Annotated in this window: 2 protein-coding genes; both read left to right on the plus strand. The window is 66.5% G+C overall.

Annotated elements, in window-relative coordinates; all coding sequences use genetic code 11:
- The coding region (locus AC2VON_RS01435) for a GDP-mannose 4,6-dehydratase (RefSeq protein WP_486951338.1) at positions 1–743 on the plus strand (743 nt) is incomplete at its 5' end.
- A partial coding sequence (locus tag AC2VON_RS01440; protein ID WP_486951339.1) for a GDP-L-fucose synthase family protein occupies positions 740–1649 on the plus strand: 910 nt, incomplete at its 3' end. The genes AC2VON_RS01435 and AC2VON_RS01440, both read left to right, overlap by 4 nt.

The following is a 1649-nucleotide window of genomic DNA, read 5'->3' on the forward strand; positions in this document are numbered from 1 at the left end:
GTTTCGACGAACCGGTGCACACCGGTGACACCACGGGCATGGGATCCATGCGTCTGCTCGAGGCGGTGCGCCTGTCCAAGGTGCACTGCCGCTTCTACCAGGCGTCGTCCTCGGAGATGTTCGGGGCGTCCCCGCCGCCCCAAAACGAGCTGACACCGTTTTACCCGCGGTCGCCCTACGGCGCGGCGAAGGTCTACTCGTACTGGGCAACGCGCAACTACCGGGAAGCCTATGGGCTGTTCGCCGTCAACGGCATCCTGTTCAACCACGAATCACCCCGACGTGGTGAGACTTTCGTAACACGCAAGATCACGCGGGCGGTTGCGCGGATCAAGGCCGGCCACCAGTCCGAGCTCTACATGGGCAATCTCGACGCGGTCCGCGACTGGGGCTACGCGCCGGAGTACGTCGAGGGGATGTGGCGGATGCTGCAGGCTTCCGAGCCCGAGGACTTCGTGCTGGCGACGGGGCGCGGTTATACCGTGCGCGAGTTCGCCCAAACCGCTTTCGCCCATGCCGGGCTCGATTGGCGGGAGCACATCAAGTTCGACGAACGCTACCTACGGCCCACCGAGGTGGATTCACTGATCGGCGATGCGTCCAATGCCTCCGAGAAGCTCGGATGGAAAGCATCCGTCCACACCGCCGAGCTGGCCCGGCTGATGGTCGACGCCGACATCGCAGCGCTGGGGTGCGAAGGCCGACCCTGGATCGACACGCCGACACTTCCCGGCCAAACATGAACGCCGACAACGTATCCGACGCCCTCGACCGGACCGCACCGGTCTACATCGCCGGACACCGCGGGCTGGTGGGATCCGCGCTGGTACGCGCGTTTCGCGCCGAGGGATTCACCAACCTGGTGGTGCGGGCACGCTCGGAACTCGATCTGACCGATCGGGCCGCGACGTTCGACTTCATGCTCGACGCCAAGCCGCGGGTGGTGATCGACGCGGCGGCCCGGGTTGGCGGCATCCTGGCCAACAGCACCTATCCCGCCGATTTTCTCTCCGAGAACCTGCAGATCCAGGTCAACTTGCTCGACGCCGCCGTGGCTGCCGGGGTGCCGCGGCTGCTCTTCCTGGGCTCCTCGTGCATCTACCCGAAACTCAGTCCGCAACCAATCCCGGAGAGCGCGCTGCTCACCGGCCCGCTGGAGCCCACCAACGACGCCTACGCCATCGCCAAGATCGCCGGAATCCTGCAGGTGCAGGCCGTGCGGCGCCAGCACGGGCTGGCGTGGATCTCGGCCATGCCGACAAATCTGTACGGCCCGGGTGATAACTTCTCGCCGACCGGCTCGCATCTGCTGCCCGCGCTGATCCGCCGCTACGACGAGGCCAAAGCCGCCAGAGCCCCCTCGGTTACGAACTGGGGTACCGGGATACCCAGACGCGAGCTGCTGCACGTCGACGACCTCGCCACGGCGTCGCTGTTCCTGCTGGAGCACTACGACGGACCCGGGCACGTCAACGTGGGCACCGGCGTCGACCACTCCATCGCAGAGATCGCCGGGATGGTCGCCGCCGCCGTGGGCTACTCCGGCGAAACACGCTGGGATTCAAGCAAACCGGACGGCACACCCCGCAAGTTGCTGGACGTCTCCGTGCTGCGGAAAGCGGGATGGTCGCCACGGATCGCGCTGCGCG

This window comes from Mycobacterium sp. TH-M82, assembly GCF_057473605.1.